This is a genomic window from Sphaerisporangium fuscum (assembly GCF_018531465.1).
Classification (GTDB): Bacteria; Actinomycetota; Actinomycetes; order Streptosporangiales; family Streptosporangiaceae; genus Sphaerisporangium; species Sphaerisporangium fuscum.
The window spans coordinates 157948-171024 of record NZ_JAHDTF010000024.1; the positions used below are offsets into that span (position 1 = coordinate 157948).

Here is a 13077-nt window from a genome sequence, read left to right on the forward strand (position 1 = left end):
CCGGAAGCCGGTGAGAAAGCGGGAACTCCAGCCATTGCCCGCGGGCGGATCTCGATCTACGTTCGTCCGCATGGGCATCCCTACCGAACCTATCGGCAGTATTCCGAGACCCTCCTTCCTGCTGGCCGCGCTCGCCGGCCACGCCGAGGGGCGCGTCGGCGACGAGGAACTGGCCGCACGGCAGGACGAGGCGGTCGCCGACACCATCCAGCGGCTGGAGCAGCTCGACTGTCCCGTGCTGGTCGATGGCGAGCAGTCCAAGCCGAGCTTCGTCACCTACCCGCTCAGCGGCCTGACGAGCCTGAGCCCCGACGGCGCGGTGATCCCGTTCGCCGACGGGCACACCCGGCAGTTGCCGCGCCTGACGGCCGGCCCGTTCCAGTACCAGGTCCGCGCCTCGTCCTACCTGCGGGCCGCGCGCCGCCACACCTCCCTGCCCGTCAAGCAGGCCGTCATCGCCCCCTCGGCGCTGAGCCTGCTGTACCCGGCCGACGGCATCGACGGATACCCGCGCAAAACCTTCCTGGACGACCTGACCGCCGAGGCCGAGGCCGACATCCGCCGTTGCCTGGACGCGGGCGCCCACGTGGTGCAGCTCGACTTCACCGAGGGGCGGCTGTCGCTCAAGCTCGATCCCGGCGGTGCCCTCCTGGACGACTTCGTCGCGCTCAACAACCAGGTGCTGGAGCGCTTCGGCGAGGCCGAGCGGGCCCGCATCGGCGTGCACACCTGCCCCGGCGGCGACCAGGACTCCACCCACAGCGCCGACGTCGACTACGCGGGCCTGCTGCCGAAGCTCTTCCAGCTGAAGGCCGGGAACTTCTACATCGAGCTGGCCGGCGAGCCCGACCCCGACCGCGTGCTCGGCATCGTCGCCGAGAACCTCCGGCCCGGCATACGGGTGTTCGTGGGGGTGACCGACCCCATCGACCCGGTGGTGGAGACGCCGGAGCTGGTACGCGACCGCGTGCTGGCCGCCGCGCGGCACATTCCCGCCGACCAGCTGGGCACCTGCGACGACTGCGGCTTCTCCCCGTTCGCCGACGACACCTCGACCTCGCGCGAGACCGCCTTCGCCAAGATCGCCGCCAGAGTCCGCGGCACCGCGCTCGCCGCCGAGGCCCTCGGCCTCTAGAGCGGTCCGCTCGCGGCCCTCACCTGCCGGTGGCGGCCGCGAGCGGGACCTCGGCGGTGACCGGCGCGTCCCAGTCGATGCGGTAGTCGAACTGCCAGGCCATCTTCTCCGGCTTGGCGAACAGCTTCATGAACAGCGGCATCGTCAGGTCGCGCACCACGCGGGCGACGGGCCCGGCGGCCTTGTCCCGGTCGGTGCGCGCACCGCTGGCGATGATCCGCTCGACCCGCCCGCGGCGCAGCCGCTCGTAGGCCGCGAACGCCTTCTCCATGGGCAGGTCCCGCAGGCAGCGCCCGAGCTGCACGGCGCTCTCGACGGCCTGCGAGGCGCCCTGACCGGAGCTCGGCGAGGTGGCGTGGGCGGCGTCCCCGGTCAGCACCATGCGGCCGCGGCTCCAGACGGGCACGGTCGGCAGGTCCTCCATCGCGCCGGTGATCACCAAAGTGGCGGGGTCGGCGCGGCGCAGGATCTCGAGGGCGGGCGACCGGTCGCCCTCGAACGTCTCGCGCAGCACGCGCAGCCACTCCTCGCCCCCGACCGCCCGGGCCTCGGCGGCGGTCATCGGCTCGCGCCGGGGCAGGTTGGCGAACCAGCCCGCCCGGCCGTCCTCCGTGGCGGCGTAGCTGAACAGGGCCCGCTTGCCGTAGACGAAGTACATCGTGGCGCCGGTGGAGGGCAGGCCGACATCGTCCGCCCACCCGCCGAAGCCGAGCAGGCCGGTGTAATGCGGGGCGGGCGCGGCCGGATCGATGATCGGCCGGACGGTGGAACGGATGCCGTCGGCGCCGACGAGGATGTCGCCTCTCGCCGTGGAACCGTCCGCGAAGATCGCCGTGACGCCGTCGCCGGTGTCCCGCGCTCCGGTAAGGCGACGGCCGTGCTCGAACCGGACGCCCTGGCGCACCGCCTCGTCGTACAACGCCCGGTACAGGTCGGAACGCCACACCACGTGCATGATCGGCGGGCCGCCCTCGGTCCCGAACCGGGCCAGTCGCCGGCCGGTCCAGCTCTGCATGACCATCGTGCCGACCGGCCAGCCCGCGGCGCGCACCGCGTCCCCCGCGCCGACCACGCCGAGGGCGTTGATGCCGTTCGGCGCGATGCCGAGCATGCCGCCCACCCCGTCGGCCGTGCCGTCGTACGCCTCGTACACCGTGGCCTCGATGCCGGCCCGCCGCAGCGCCATGGCCGTGACCGGCCCGGCGATCCCGCCGCCGATCACCACGGCTGTCCTGACCGCTGTCATGTCCCGCTCCTGATGTCTCCCAGGGCCGCCGCCATGGCGACTTTATTCAGTTTCGACTATTCAATGTCTGATAGTCAATATTGAATATTCTCGAGGTGGTCAGGGCGGTGGTCCCGCCAGATTCGCGGCCGGGGCGGGGGCGGGATCGGCCGCGGGGGCCTTGGGCAGCAGCGACGCCACCGGCAGCGCCAGGGCGGCCACTCCGGCGAGGACCAGCAGGGTGGGGCCGGCCACCGGCGCCGGGCCGTCGGCGGGCATCGTCCCGGCGGCGACGGCGATGCCGAGGGTGGGGCCGACGTTGATGGCGGTCTGCTTGAGTCCGCTGACGACCCCGGCGTACCCGGGTGGCGCGTCGCCCACGACGGTCCCCGTCGCGGTGACCATGACGGTGGCGAACCCCGCGCCGAGCACGGCGAACGTCGCGCCCGCCACCGTCCAGGGCGTGGCCGGACCCACCCCCGACAGTCCCGCCACGCCGGCGACCACCAGGGCCGTCCCGGCGATGGCGACGCGGCGCGGGCCGTACCGGCGCAGCGCGGCGCCGGCGACGGGCGCTCCGACGATCATGAACACGGTCAGCGGGAGCACCCGCACGCCGGTGGTGAGCGGGTCGAGCCCGATCGCGTCCTGCAGGACGAACGTGGCGGCGAACAACGCGCCGAACATGCCGGCGCTGGCCAGAAGCAGGATCGCCATCGACGCCGTCACCGGCACCGAGCGCGCGACCGCGGGCGGCACGATCGGGTGCCCGCCGCGCCGTTCGTGGACGACCAGCGCCGCGGCGAGGCCCGCGACGACGGCGAACCCGAGCCACGTCGGCGCGCCGGTCCACCCGTGCGCCGGCACCCCGGACAGGGTGTGCACCAGAGCCGCCAGCGCGGCCGCCAGCAGCGCCGCGCCGGTGAGATCGAGCCGCCGGCCTCCGGCGGGGGAGGGGGCCGGCACGCGTACGGCGAGGGTGATCAGGGCGATCGCGATCGCGGCCGGGACGTTGACGACGAACACGGCGCGCCAGCCGAGATGCTCGACGAGCGCGCCGCCGAGCACCGGGCCGGCCCCCGCGGCGACGCCGATCGCGCTGGTCCGGATGGCGACCGGCGTGCCGAGCCGGTCCGGCGGGTAGGCCAGCCGCAGCAGCGCGAGCGTCGCCGGCTGCAGGAGCGCGCCGAACACCCCCTGCGCGGCCCGCAGGCCGATCACCCACCCGACTCCCGGCGCGAGGGCGATGCCGGCCGAGGCCGCCCCGAAACCGAGCACCCCGGCGACCAGCAGCCGCCGATGCCCGTACCGGTCGCCGAGGCGGCCCGCGACGACCAGGAGCGCCGCCACGGCGAGCAGGTAGGCGGTGCTGGTCCACTGGATCTGCGTCACGCTCGCACGCAGGTCGTGCCGCAGGCTGGGCTGCGCCACCACCAGCACCGTGCCGTCCAGCGCGACGATCATGGCGCCCGCCACGCTGGCCATGAGGGCGAGGCGGCGCCGTGCCGCGGTCATCGGGCCGGGCCGAGGTGGGCGTCCAGCGTCGCGGTGAGGAGCCGCTCGAGGGGGTCGTCCCCGGGGGCGGTGTCCAGGACGAGCTGCAGGCTTCCCCAGCCCCACAACTGCGCGATGCCGTGCACGTTCGACCAGAGGGCGGCGGCGGTGACGGCCGGGGGCGGCCCGGCGTCGGCGCGGCACTGGGCGACGAGCTCGACGATCAGCCGGAACAGCGGGAGGGTCGACTCGCGCAGGCGGGGCCCGTCCGGCGCGTCGTGCTTCTCGCTGTCGAGCAGGTCGTGGCGGAACATCAGCTCGAACATGCCGCGGTGCTCCAGGGCGTACTCGAGGTAGACCCGCGCAGTGGTCCGCAACCGGCCGCGCGCGGAGGTCGCGCCCTCGGTGGCCGCGCCGACGCGGGCGGCGAGGTCGGCGAAACCGCGCCGGGCGATGGCGGAGAGCAGGGCGTGGTGGGTCGGGAAGTACCGGCGCGGCGCGCCGTGTGACACCCCTGCCCGGCGGGCGATCTCCCGCAACCCGAGCGAGGCGGATCCGCCGGTCATGACCAGCTCCACCCCGACGTCGATCAGTCGCTCCCGTAGAGAGCTATCGGATTCCATAGACACTGTCTACCAGTTAGCTGTAGACACTGTCTACTCAGCCCGAGAAGACCGATCGAGGAGAATTGTGTAAGCGCTGTTACGATCTCGCCCATGCTCGATGACGACACGCCCGCCCCGTGCGCGCCGCCGCGGCCGAGGGGAAAGCGCTGATGGCACTCGGACGCGTCCTGATCGACGTGGCCCCGCTACGGTCGTCCCCGGCGTTCCGGCGGCTGTGGATCGGGCAGGCCCTCTCCGGGTTCGGCAGCCAGATGACGCTCGTCGCCGTGATGTTCCAGGTCTGGCAGGCGACCGGGAGCACCGCCTGGACCGGTGCCGTCGGCCTGGCCCAGGCCGTCCCGCTCGTCGTGCTCGGGCTGTTCGCCGGGACGGTCATCGACCGTGTGGACCGGCGGAGGTTCTACCTGTTCACCACCGGCGGGCAGGCCGTGACGTCCCTGCTCCTCGCCGTGCAGGGCCTCGCCGGGAACCTCCCGCCCGCCGGGGTGCTGGTGCTGGTGACGGCGCAGTCGTGCTTCGTCGCCGGCGGCGGCCCGGCGGCGCGCACCTTCATCCCGCGGCTTCTGCCCGAGCACCAGCTGGCCGCCGGGCTCGCTCTGAGAGGGGTCTCCTTCCACGGCGCCCTGCTCCTGGGCCCGGCCGCCGCCGGCCTGGTGCTGGGCCGGCTGGGCGTCGGCGGCTGCTATCTGATCGACGCGCTCACCTTCGGCGCCGCGTTCTACGGCGCCTTCGGCCTGCCGCCGATGAGCCCGGGAGACGAGCCGGCCCGGCCCGGACTGCGCGGCGTCCTGGACGGCCTGGCCTTCCTGGGCCGCACCCCCGTCATCCGCGGAGCTCTGCTCACGGCCCTGGCCGTCACGGTGCTGTCGATGCCGGTCAGCCTGTTCCCCCTGGTCAACGCGGAACGGTTCGGCGGCGACCCGCGCAGCCTCGGGCTGTTCCTCACGGCCATCGCGGTCGGCGGCGTCGCCGCGTCCGTCTTCTCCGGAACCTTCACCAGGCTCTCCCGCCCCGGCCTCCTCATGCTCGGCGGGTCGGCGACCTGGGGCCTGGCGCTCGCCCTGTTCGGCCTGACGTCGAACCCGTGGGCCGGGCTCGCCCTCCTCGCCGTGTCCGGCGCCGCCGACACCGTCTCCGTGGTGGGGCGGAGCACCATCGTCCAGACCCACACCCCCGGCGAGCTGCTCGGCCGGGTCGGCGCCGCCGAACAGATCGTCGGGCAGGCCGGGCCGGACCTCGGCAACATGCGCGGCGGCCTGGTCGCGGACGCCACCTCCGGCACGGTGGCCCTGGTCACGGGCGGCCTGCTGTGCGTGGGCGCCGTCGCCCTGGTGGGAGCCACCACCCCGGGCCTGCGCCACTTCTCCGTGGCGCCCGCTCCCCGGGCGGAGCCGTCCGGCAACTGATCGGACGCGAGGCCGGCGCGGTGAGCCCGCCGACATAATCGGACGGTGCCCTTCACGCCGAGCCACGTCGCCGCGATCGTGCCCTTACGCCGCCTGCTGCCCCCGGCGGCGCTCACGGTCGGCGCGCTGGTGCCCGACCTGCCCTACTACGTGCCCACCCCCTTCTCGTCCGAGACCACCCATGCCTGGTGGGGCGCGCCGCTCGCCGACCTGCCGGTGGGACTCGCCGTGCTGCTGCTGTTCCAGCTGCTGGTGCGGACGCCGCTGACGTCGCTGGCCCCCGCCGGGCTGCGGGCGCGGCTGCCGGAGCGGGCGCCGTCCCCGCGGTTCGCCGCGACCGCCGCCGCGGTGCTCGCCGGCGTGGTCACCCACCTCGCCTGGGACGCGTTCACGCACGTCGACGGCTTCGCGGTCGTGCACTGGCCGATCATGCGGGTCTCGGTCGCCGGAGTGCACCGGCTGTTCAACGTGGTGATGTACGTCAGCTCGCTGGGCGGGCTCGCCGCGATCGCGATCTGGTTCGCCGTCTGGTACCGGCGCACCCCCGCCCGGCCCGGGCGTCCGCCCGGCGTGCCCGCCCGCGTGCGGGTGATGGTCGCGGCGGCCTGCACCGCCGCGGCGGTCGCCGGGGCCGTCCTTCAGGCACACCGCGGCGTCGCGGCCGTGAGCCTGTACGACCTGGTGCGATGCGTACTGCTCGGCGGCATCGAGGGGGTGGCCGCCGTCCTGGCCTGCTACGTCGCCGCCTGGCACGCCGGGGCGCGGCCGCGCTCCCGGCCGGCCGCCGAGAGCCGCTAGGGGGGCGGGGGGACGGCCGCCGGCATGGCGGCCTCGATGCCGTCCAGCAGCACGGTCAGCCCGGCGTCGAAGGTCTTCCTCGCCTCCCGCTCGAGGTACGGCGTGCCGTCGTCCTCCCCGGCCGCGGGCCCCTCGCTCTCCAGCCAGACCACCATCGGGTACCGCTCGGCGAAGTCGGGAGCGACCTCGCTCATCAGGCCCGACCTGGTGTGCCACCACTGCTCGTCCGGGACCCCGGTCGCCGCCGGCGCCTGGCGCGCCTCGGCGATGGTCTGCGCGGCCCCGCGCACGAAGTGGAACAACGTGCCGACGATCCGCCGCAGCACACGCGCCGACAGGCCGGTGGCGCGCAGGATCCGCACCAGCGTCTCGAGGGTGACGTACTCGTTGGGCCCGAGCACCGGACGGGCCTGCGACACCTGCAGCACCCACGGATGGCGCAGGTAGAACGCGCAGGTGTCCTCGGCCCAGGACGTCAGGGCCGCCCGCCACCCGTCGCCGAGGTCGTAGCCGGCGGGCAGCTCCGCCAGGGCGTGGTCGTACATGAGGTCGACCAGCTCGCTCTTGCTCGGCACGTAGGTGTACAGCGCCATGGCCGTACGCCCCAGCCGCTCACCGACCGCGCGCATCGACAGCGCCGCCATGCCCTCGGCGTCGGCGACGGCGATCGCGGTCTCGACGATGAGGTCGACGCTCAGCCCCGGCTTCGGGCCCGGACCGGTGCGGGACCTCTCGGGCGCCGAGGCCCGCCACAGGAGCGCCATCGAACGGCGCGCGTCGCCCTGCCCGGCGAAGACGACCAACGCGCGACTCCTCGTACCCTGGACAGGCCGTTTCCTTACCCATGAAGGCTATCAGCGCGGGCGGCGCCGCCCTCCCGCGAGCGACATGACCGGGAGAGCCGTGATCGAGCTGCTTCAGCTGCCGAAGGCGGAGCTGCACCTGCACATCGAGGGGACCCTCGAACCGGAGCTGGCCTTCGAGCTGGCGGACCGCAACCGCGTCGACCTGCCGTTCGCCTCGGTCGACGACCTCAGGTCGCGCTACAGCTTCGAGAACCTGCAGTCGTTCCTCGACCTCTACTACGCCACCATGGCGGCCCTGCGCACCGAGGACGACTTCGCCGACCTCGCCCGCGCCTACGTCGCCCGCGCGGCGGCGCAGGGCGTCCGGCACGCCGAGGTCTTCTTCGACCCGCAGGCGCACGCCCGCCGGGGGGTCCCCATCGAGGCGGTCATCGACGGCCTGTCGGCCGGTCTCGCCGCCGCCGGGCGCGAGCACGGCGTCACCGGCGGCCTCATCATGTGCTTCCTGCGCGACCTGCCGGTGGAGGACGCCGAGGCGACCCTGACGTCGGCCCTGCCCCGCGCCGGGGCTCTGCTCGGCGTCGGCCTCGACTCCGCCGAGGTCGGCAACCCGCCGGGACGCTTCGCCGGGGTGTTCCGGCGGGCCCGCGAGGCCGGGCTGCGCACCGTCGCGCACGCGGGGGAGGAGGCTCCGGCCGCCTACATCTGGGAGGCGCTGGACGTGCTCGGCGTCGAGCGCGTCGACCACGGCATCCGGGCCGTCGACGACCCCCGCCTGCTGGAACGCCTGGCCGCCGACCGGGTGCCGCTGACGGTCTGCCCGCTGTCGAACCTCCGGCTGCGGGCGGTCGGCAGCCTGGCGGAGCACCCGCTCGCGCGGCTGCTGGAGGCGGGGGTCGTGGCGACCGTCAACTCCGACGACCCCGCCTACTTCGGCGGTTACGCCGGCGACAACTTCGCCGCGGCGGCCGAGGCGCTCGGGCTCGGCCTGGAGACGGCCGAGCTTCTGGCGCGCAACTCCGTCGAGGCCTCGTTCGTCCCGGCGGAACGGGCGGCGGAGCTGCTCGCCGAGATCGACGCGTGGGCCGCCCGGCACCGGCTCAGCTGAGCCGCGGCAGATGGGCGTGAGCGTGCTTCACGAAGCGAGCGTGATCTCGGCCAGCTCACGCCAGTCCCGTCGCCGGCCGTCACGGGCCGCCTCGGTGAACACGGTTTCACCGAGGCGGTCCCGCGTGTCCGCGGCGATCCTGGAGACGTCCGGCTGCGAACGATCCGGTGCGCCGCGCACGCCGTCGCTCGCCGCGAGCAGTCGTACGGCCTGCTCGTACTGTCCCTGGCGCAGCGCGAGATCCGCGATCCCGACCAGCACCGAGGCGATCGTCGGCGGGTAGGCGATCTCCACGGCGGCCCGGAACGCCTCGGTCCGGTAAGCGCGGGCCTTCTCGAGATCCTCGGTGAGATAGCCGTACAGGTCCATGGCCATGGCGCGGACGGAGTCGCCTATTTCCGCGTCGCCCAGCATCGCCCGCACCGTGGCCAGGCGCTCGTGCGCCTTGGCCGGCTCGCCGCGCCAGCGCGCCAGCTGCGCCTCCCAGAGCGCCAGCCCGGCGAGCGTGCTCGGCCAGGCGATCCCGTCCGCGCGCCGCCGCGCTTCCGCCATCGCCGACGTGCTGGACCGCTCGTCGCCGAGCAGCCAGTACAGCTGAGCCTGCTGCGCCCGCAGCCCGACCACGTCCTCGATCGCGCCGACCTCGGTCAGCGCCACGATCGCCTCTTCGTAGTGCTCACAGGCGCGTGCGAACTCGCCCCGCATGGCGAGCCGGTCGGCCAGGAAGGTCAGCGCCAGCGAGATCCCCCACCGGTCACCCAGCGTGCGGAACTCGGCGAGGCCGATTTCGAGGTCGGTGTCCACGCCGGTCTCGTCACGGCCGAGCGTGAACCGGAATCTGGCACGACTGAGCCTGGCCTGCGCGCGTACCCATGGATCGTCGCCGGCGATGAGCGGCTCGAACGCGGGCAGGACGTCCGCCGGCTCCTGCAGCAGCCGCTCCAGCGGCGCGACGAACCCGAGCAGCGGGTGGCGGTTCCCGGTGCCCTGGGTGAGCCGGTGCGCCCCGTGGATCCATTTCCGCGCCCGGTGCTGATCGCCGCCGGGCCCGGAGGACACGAACACCGCCACGAGGCCGTACGCCATCGCCCGCACCTCGTCGGACACCTCGCCGGGCAGCGAGGCCGCCGCGATGCTCAACTCGGTGCCCTCGGCCCTGTGCCCGCTGAGGAACCAGTACCAGCCCGTGGCCGCGACCAGCCGCATCGCCTCCTGGGCCCATCCCTCATCGATGGCCCTGCGCAACGCCGCGTTGATGTTGTCGTGCTCGGCCTTGAGCGTGGACAGCCACTCCAGCTGCTCGGCCTGACGCAGGCGCGGCTCGGCCGTCTCGGCCAGCTCGGTGAAGTAGGCGAGGTGCGCCCGGCGCGCCGGCTCGGTCTCCCCGGCCTCGGCGAGCCGGTGCGCCGCGTATTCCCTGATGGTGTTGAGCATCCGGTAGCGGGGCGCGCCCTCGCCGTCGGCGAGCAGCAGCGACTTCTCGATCAACGCGGTGAGCACGTCGAACACCTGCTCTCCGGCGAACGCCTCGTCCCCGCACACCCGTTCGGCCGCCTCCAGGGTCGCCCCGCCGGAGAACACCGAGAGCCGCCGCAGCACGCGACGTTCGGTCTCGGTCAGCAGATCCCAGCTCCAGTCCACGACCGCGCGCAGCGTCTTGTGATGGGGAAGCGCCGTACGGCTGCCGCTGGTCAGCAGAAGGAATCGGTCATCGAGCCGGCGCGCCAGCTGGTCGACGGACATGCTGCGCAGCCGTGCCGCGGCCAGTTCGATCGCCAGCGGCATCCCGTCGAGCGCCCGGCAGATCCGCGCCATGACCGGCAGGATACGGGCGTCGGAGCCGATGTCCTTGCGCACCAGGGCCGCGCGGTCCCGCAGCAGCCGCACGGCGGGGGAGGACCCGGCCTCGGAGGAGTCGGCGCCGGCGGCGGGCAGAGCGAGTGGCTCGACCTGCCACAGCACCTCCCCGGTGATGCCGAGCGGTTCCCTGCTCGTGGCCAGGATCCGCAGTCGCCGGCACTCTCCCAGGAGCCGGTGCGTGAAAGCCGCGGCCGCCTCGATCACGTGCTCGCAGTTGTCCAGGATCAGCAGGATCGCGCGTTCCCGGACCGCGGCGATGAGGCGATCCATCTGGTCCCCGCCCCGCGCGCCACCGAGCAAGGCCTGATCACGCAGGCCGATCGCGGTGAGGACGGCCTGCGCCAGCTCACCGCCTGCCCGTACCGAGGCCAGTTCGACCAGCCACGCCCCGTCCGGCAGGTCGGCGAGCATCGTTCGCGCGGTCTCCGTGGCCAGCCTCGTCTTGCCGGAGCCGCCCGCCCCTATCAAGGTGACCAGCCGGTGCTCGACGGCCAGAGCGGCGACCGCGGAGATGTCGTCGTCCTTGCCGACGAAACTCGTCAGCTCGGCGCGCAGGTTCGTCCTGCGGTTCTGCGCCCGTTCGCCCAGCTCGCCGCGCAGCAGCGCGGTGTGCAGGGCGGAGAGCTCGGCCGACGGATCGGCGCCCAGCTCCTCGGCGAGGCGTTCGCGCGTCCGCTGGTACAGGGTGAGCGCATCGGCGGCGCGTCCCGCTTCGGCGAGGGCGCGCATCAAGGCCGCCACGAACCCTTCCCGCAGCGGATAGGTGGCGACCAGCTCGGTGAGCTCGGAGACCAGCTCGCAGCCACGGCCGAGGCGGATGTCCGCCTCCACCCGGTCCCCGAGCGCGGCGACGTGGAGTTCGTCCAGCCGCGCGGTCACTGCGTCGAACGCGTCGCTGTCCCGCAGCGCGACGTCCGCCATGGCCGTACCGCGCCACAGCGCCAGGGCCGAGCGCAGCAGATCCGCCCGCGCCGCGGGCTCGGCGGCGCGGGCCTGACCGACCAGGTGCTCGAACCGGCAGACGTCGACGGCATCAGGGGCCACGGCCAGCCGGTACCCGCCGGCACCGGCCTCGATCACACCGTCCGGCAACAGCCTGCGCAGTCTGGACACCAACGCCTGCAAGGCGTTCACTTCGTCCGCGGGCGGTTGCCGCCCCCAGATCCAGTCGACGAGCCTTGCGCGCGTGACGATCCGGCCGGGTTCGAGGGCGAGTGCGGCCAGCAGTGCGCGCAGCCGGATCCCGGGAACCTCCACCAGGGCCCCATCGCCGTTCCGGACCTCGAACGGCCCGAGCAATCCGACTCGCACATCAGTAATTGTGCCGAATCGTGGCGATGATCGACTCCACCGCCGTCGCGCACTCCGCCGTCCTCCCCGCGGGCGGACCGTAGTGAATCTACAAAGTAAAGGGCCCGGGCAGGTTCACCGAGAACCGGGCGCGTACGGCACGGAGGCCACCCGGGGGAAAGCGGCCGCCGCCTTCAGGGTGCGCAGCACGGGAGCCGTCTCGAGGGTGCGCACGGCGCCGAGCGCGCCGAGACGGTGGGTCAGGTAGTGGTGCAGCTCGGCCGGGCCGGCGCACAGGGCGTGGGCCACCAGGTTCGTGGGACCGGTCGTGGCCGCGACCACGGCCAGCTCCTGGTGGCCTGCGAGGGTTCTCGCGACGTGGTCGAGCCGGGCGGGGGAGACCGACATCCACAGCAGGGCCTGGGTGGTGACGCCGAGGAGCGTGTCGTCGAGTTCCAGGTCGAAGAAGAGGGCTCCACCCGCGCGCAGGTCGGCCAGGCGGCGGGCGACCGTGGCGGGGGACCATCCGGTGGCGGCGGCGAGCTCGGCGTACCCGGCCCGGCCGTCCCGCTGCAGCGCGGCCAGCAGTGCGGCGTCGGCCTGCGTGATGACCGGCTCGGCGGCGGACGGGCGGGCCGCCGGGTGCGGCTCCAGCATCCGCTGCCGGTCTTCGTCGAGGGCGTCCAGGTGCCCGCGCCAGGCGGTGGGCCCGCCGAGATAGGTGTGCAGCAGGTAGTGCGCCGAGACGGCGGTGATGCCCGAGGTGCGGGGGATGTCGTGCAGCAGCAGCGAATGACCACCGGCCGCGCCGGCCGGGGTGTGGACGAGGGCGAAGATCTCGGTGCCGCCGGAGGCGAGCTTCACCCACGAGGTGTCGGTCCGCCGGACGAGGGCGTGGGCGACGTCCTGCGAGGTCCGCGGGTTGGCGGTGAGCCGGACCATCCACTGCGCCAGGCCCGCGCGGTGCGGATCGGCGAGCCCGACCACACGCAGGGACGCCTCGGTGCGCAGCCGCCGGTAGCGGCGCGTCACGGTCTGCGTCGAGACGCCGAGGACCTCGGCGATCCGGGTGAAGGGGGCACGGCCGTCGATGTGCAGAGCGTGGACCAGAGCGCGGTCGAGGTCGTCGAGCATGTGAACATCCTTCACCACAGGGCGGTTCCATGGAACGAATCACTAGATTCCGATGCCTGGCTGGAATCGGGCCACCGCCTCCCCCCAGGCTCGCCGTGAACGGTCCACCCGCCCGCCCCCCGCCGGGGAGCGCGTCCCCTCGTTTCGCTGCCCCGGGGACGCGTGACCCAGGGGGCGACGGCGGGGGGACGCCAT

The 13077-nt window shown here is 73.9% G+C and carries 10 protein-coding genes; 4 read left to right on the forward strand and 6 right to left on the reverse strand.

What is annotated here, in order from left to right:
* Positions 1-70: 70 nt before the first annotated feature.
* Entirely contained in the window at positions 71-1135 is a 1065-nt protein-coding gene (locus KIK05_RS29460) for a cobalamin-independent methionine synthase II family protein (RefSeq protein ID WP_214414123.1), read from the forward strand.
* Positions 1136-1154: 19 nt separating this feature from the next.
* On the opposite strand, the gene KIK05_RS29465 is transcribed toward KIK05_RS29460, so the two are convergent.
* The 3 genes from KIK05_RS29465 to KIK05_RS29475 all read right to left on the reverse strand — a co-directional run bounded on the left by KIK05_RS29465 (position 1155) and on the right by KIK05_RS29475 (position 4477).
* Positions 1155-2381, reverse strand: coding sequence for an FAD-dependent oxidoreductase (locus KIK05_RS29465; RefSeq protein ID WP_214414124.1), 1227 nt, complete (start codon positions 2379-2381; stop codon positions 1155-1157).
* A 99-nt stretch (positions 2382-2480) separates the two neighbouring features.
* The gene (locus KIK05_RS29470) at positions 2481-3875 is read right to left on the reverse strand and encodes an MFS transporter (protein WP_250563642.1); all 1395 of its coding nucleotides are present in this window, start codon (positions 3873-3875) and stop codon (positions 2481-2483) included.
* The gene (locus KIK05_RS29475; RefSeq protein ID WP_214414125.1) at positions 3872-4477 is read right to left on the reverse strand and encodes a TetR/AcrR family transcriptional regulator; all 606 of its coding nucleotides are present in this window, start codon (positions 4475-4477) and stop codon (positions 3872-3874) included. Before KIK05_RS29475 ends, KIK05_RS29470 begins: the two co-directional genes overlap by 4 nt.
* Before the next feature lie 152 nt (positions 4478-4629).
* Between KIK05_RS29475 and KIK05_RS29480 the strand changes: the two genes are divergently transcribed.
* Together KIK05_RS29480 and KIK05_RS29485 are read left to right on the forward strand one after the other, a co-directional pair.
* On the forward strand, positions 4630-5886 hold the full coding sequence (locus KIK05_RS29480) for an MFS transporter (RefSeq protein ID WP_214414126.1): 1257 nt from the start codon (positions 4630-4632) through the stop codon (positions 5884-5886).
* A 45-nt stretch (positions 5887-5931) separates the two neighbouring features.
* Positions 5932-6684: a DUF4184 family protein gene (locus KIK05_RS29485; protein ID WP_214414127.1), complete on the forward strand. Its 753-nt coding sequence runs from the start codon at positions 5932-5934 to the stop codon at positions 6682-6684.
* Here the strand turns inward: KIK05_RS29485 and KIK05_RS29490 are convergent.
* The gene (locus KIK05_RS29490) at positions 6681-7487 is read right to left on the reverse strand and encodes a TetR/AcrR family transcriptional regulator (protein WP_214414128.1); all 807 of its coding nucleotides are present in this window, start codon (positions 7485-7487) and stop codon (positions 6681-6683) included. The two genes, KIK05_RS29485 and KIK05_RS29490, sit on opposite strands and share 4 nt — an antisense overlap.
* Positions 7488-7587: 100 nt before the next feature.
* Here KIK05_RS29490 and KIK05_RS29495 point away from each other — a divergent pair, with 100 nt between their 5' ends.
* Positions 7588-8598, forward strand: a complete 1011-nt coding sequence (locus tag KIK05_RS29495) for an adenosine deaminase (RefSeq protein ID WP_308250171.1) — start codon at positions 7588-7590, stop codon at positions 8596-8598.
* A 27-nt stretch (positions 8599-8625) separates the two neighbouring features.
* Here the strand turns inward: KIK05_RS29495 and KIK05_RS29500 are convergent, their stop codons facing one another.
* Both KIK05_RS29500 and KIK05_RS29505 read right to left on the reverse strand, forming a co-directional pair.
* Complete coding sequence (locus KIK05_RS29500) at positions 8626-11769, reverse strand: AfsR/SARP family transcriptional regulator (RefSeq protein ID WP_308250172.1); 3144 nt, start codon at positions 11767-11769, stop codon at positions 8626-8628.
* A gap of 114 nt (positions 11770-11883) precedes the next feature.
* The gene (locus KIK05_RS29505) at positions 11884-12882 is read right to left on the reverse strand and encodes an Lrp/AsnC family transcriptional regulator (RefSeq protein ID WP_250563643.1); all 999 of its coding nucleotides are present in this window, start codon (positions 12880-12882) and stop codon (positions 11884-11886) included.
* Between the last annotated feature and the right edge of the window lie 195 nt (positions 12883-13077).

Excerpts from the sequence above, each read along its gene's own strand:
- KIK05_RS29475 (WP_214414125.1), bottom strand. The coding sequence starts at position 4,477 with ATGGAATCCGATAGCTCTCTACGGGAGCGACTGATCGACGTCGGGGTG.
- KIK05_RS29470 (WP_250563642.1), bottom strand. The coding sequence starts at position 3,875 with ATGACCGCGGCACGGCGCCGCCTCGCCCTCATGGCCAGCGTGGCGGGC.
- KIK05_RS29460 (WP_214414123.1), top strand. The coding sequence starts at position 71 with ATGGGCATCCCTACCGAACCTATCGGCAGTATTCCGAGACCCTCCTTC.
- KIK05_RS29465 (WP_214414124.1), bottom strand. The coding sequence starts at position 2,381 with ATGACAGCGGTCAGGACAGCCGTGGTGATCGGCGGCGGGATCGCCGGG.
- KIK05_RS29505 (WP_250563643.1), bottom strand. The coding sequence starts at position 12,882 with ATGCTCGACGACCTCGACCGCGCTCTGGTCCACGCTCTGCACATCGAC.
- KIK05_RS29480 (WP_214414126.1), top strand. The coding sequence starts at position 4,630 with ATGGCACTCGGACGCGTCCTGATCGACGTGGCCCCGCTACGGTCGTCC.